The 3,185-nt window shown below is 52.6% G+C and carries 1 protein-coding gene; it reads left to right on the top strand.

Annotated elements, in window-relative coordinates; genetic code table 11:
• The first annotated feature begins 91 nt into the window (after positions 1–91).
• Positions 92–3,055 carry an EAL domain-containing protein gene (locus RQ738_RS13425; RefSeq protein ID WP_314165819.1) on the top strand — a complete coding sequence of 988 codons (2,964 nt, stop codon included), beginning with the start codon at positions 92–94 and terminating at the stop codon, positions 3,053–3,055.
• Positions 3,056–3,185: the final 130 nt, after the last annotated feature.

Here is a 3,185-nt window from a genome sequence, read left to right as displayed (position 1 = left end):
GGCGATCCACCACGCGATAATCAACACGATGTCAATCAGATGGTTTTGCTGTGAAAGTTAACGGGACAGCAGTGAAGGAAAGTATATTCAGATGAAAAAGTTTTTCAGTCTTCGTTACCGGGTGCTGTTGTTATTTATCTTCGCCGTGATCCCGGTATTTGCGTTAATGTTCTACGATACCCTGAAGGGGCGTGAACATGAGAAATTCGCCATCCAGCAGACAGCGCTTCACCTGGCCAGGCAGGTTCAACAGGAACAGCGTGAGATCATCATCGGTACCAGTAACCTGCTGCCTATCCTGGCCTTGCATGCTGATATACGTGATGGTGACCCGATTGCCTGCAGGCGCACCCTGACCAAATTGCTTGGTGCCTATACCTATTATAGTAATTTCGGGGTCGCCGATGCCGATGGTTTAATGTGGTGCAGTGGCCTGCATATGCCCGTGCCTGTCCGGATTCAGGATCGTGGTTATTTTCAGCGCGCCATGCAGAGTGGCGACTTTTCTATCGGTGAATACCAGGTTGGCCGGATCACGCATAAGAGCGGCCTGAATTTCGGTTATCCGATACTGAACGCAGAGGGCCGCCCCGACGGGATCATCTTCGCCGCCTTTGAACTTGCCTGGTTAAGCCACCAGTTGACGAAGCTGTCACTGCCTGTCGGGACCACGGTCACTATTTTCGATGCTGAGGGCACGGTACTGGTGCAGTATCCGGAGGCAGAGAACTGGCTGGGTAATAACATCAGTGACGAGGCCATTGTTCAGGAGATATTTCAACAAAAAGGCGAAGGCGTCTCGGTTGCTACGGGCAGGCAAGGCAACCGCTTGCTATATGCCTATGCCGGGCTCAGCGAACAGGTCAGTAACAACGTTTACGTACGCGTCGGCATTCCGCTCGATGTCGCATACAGGCCGGTAAACCAGGCATTCAGATTCAATATTCTGATGGTCCTGCTTGGCGTAATGACGGTGATCGCTATCACCTGGTTAGGTACAAAACGTTTCATGCTCGACCCGATAGCGGTTATGGCCAGCTTCAGCAGACGACTCGGCAAAGGTGAGCTTGATGCGCGCATCAAGCTGGATAAGCGTAATGACGAATTCTCCCTGCTGGCCGATACCTTTAATGACATGGCGGCGACAATCCAGCAACGACATAATGACCTGGAACTGAAAGAATGGGAAGTGGGTCGCGCCAATCGCGCCCTGCATACCCTCAGTGCCGGCAACAGGGCGCTTGTCAGGGCGAAAGACGAGCAGGGACTACTCGAGGAGATGTGTCGCATTGCCGTGCAAGAGGGAGGTTACAGTATGGCCTGGGTAGAATACAGGCAGCGCGATAACGAGCAGCAACTTGAAGTTGTGGCACATGCAGAGGATACGGGGAATGCGGGAAGATACCCCCCTCCCGTGGCCAACGGCCCGGACATCTATAGCAGACTGTCAGAAAAGGTCATCCGCACGGGGAAAATGCAGATGATTAAGAACTTGCGATCGAACCCGGATTATCAGCATGAACAGAATAAGGCCGGCAAGATGGATGTAGCTGCTATTGTCTCATTACCGTTGTTCACAGGAACCGATGTACTTGGTGTGTTAAGCATATGTGAGGCGAAAAACGACGCCTTTGATGATGATGAAATCGCTGTGCTGCGTGAAATGTCACAGGACCTTGCCTATGGTATTAACGCCTTGCGGACACACATAAAGAATGAAGAGGCCCAGGCGGCAATGCAGCACACGGCCTATAACGATAACATCACCGGGTTGCCCAACCACCTCTTTCTTGAAGAGGAATTACACCAGCGCAAGCAATCCGCTCAGAATCGTGATGAGCCCCTGGCGATATTGCTATTCAATATAAATCATTTAAAGGATATCAACGATACACTCGGTTTCGAGGCAGGTAACGAAGTGATGCGGGTAGCTGGTCATAGGATCGGGGAACTGCTGGAGACGGGTCAGGTTGCAGCACGCATGCGAGGCGATGAATTTGCGGTGCTCTTGCCGGGGGCGAACAGTGGCGACGCTGAGAAAAAGACCGTCACTATACTCAATTCTCTGGATAGCCCCACTACAACAGGAAATATTGACGTCTCCATCAGGGCACGGGCAGGCATCGTGATTTTCCCGGATGCCAGCGATGATCTTGACCATCTGATTCGGCACGCTGACATTGCCGTGCAGCTGGCCAAAAATTCCGGCAAGGAATATGTGTTTTATTCAGTCGAATCGGATCCGATGAAGGATAAAAAGCGGCACCTGAGACTCGCTACCGATCTGCAAAAGGCATTGCAGATGCGTGAGCTGTCGTTGTTCTACCAGCCAAAAATCAGCATGGCGACGAATCATATTTGCGGCTTTGAAGCCCTGGCGCGCTGGTGTCATCATGATCTCGGCATGATATCTCCCTCTGAGTTTATTCCCCTCGCCGAGTACACCGGCATGATCAGCACGCTCACCAACGAGGTGCTGGAGATAGCACTGGAGCAGTCGTATTCCTGGATGCAGGACGGACTCGAGGTGCCGATTGCGATTAACCTGTCGGCGCGCGACCTGCTCGACCCCACATTGCTGAAAAGGATCAGGCGCCTGCGCAAGCTTTACCGCAACGATAAGAGCCTGCTGGAAATAGAGATCACGGAAAGTGCCTTGATGCAGGATCCTGCGGGGGCCTTGCAGGTACTATTGGCGCTCAAGGACCTCGGCATCGCTCTCTATATTGATGATTTTGGAACGGGCTATTCGTCCTTGAGCTATCTCCGCAAACTACCGATGGACGCGTTGAAGATTGATATGTCATTTGTTATGGAGATGCTGGAAAACAAGGACTCGGCAACCATCGTGCGTTCCACTATCACCATGGCACATGACCTGGGCCTGCGCGTCGTCGCCGAGGGCGTCGAGAGTAAGGCGATCTGGGATGAACTGGTCGCCCTGGGTTGTGATTGTGGCCAGGGCTTTTATATGGGCAAACCCATGCCTGTTGCGGAGATCGATACCTGGCTGGAGGCTTCGCCATGGGGCCGCCCCGGAGGCACCGTCAAGTAAAAACTCCCTTTGCCTCGGCATGAACGGGAAAATGGCAGAGACGACAGAAAAAATAAGTCACTGCTGTCCCGTTAATTCCCTCTCCCTTCGGGAGAGGGTTAGGGTGAGGGGATTTAGATTCGATAACACC

The organism is Sulfuriflexus sp., from assembly GCF_032250955.1.
Lineage (GTDB): Bacteria > Pseudomonadota > Gammaproteobacteria > AKS1 > AKS1 > Sulfuriflexus.
This window is presented reverse-complemented; position numbering and strand designations above follow the sequence as displayed.

Bases quoted from the DNA above. Each gene is read 5' to 3' on its own strand.
- RQ738_RS13425 (WP_314165819.1), top strand. From the start codon at position 92: ATGAAAAAGTTTTTCAGTCTTCGTTACCGGGTGCTGTTGTTATTTATC.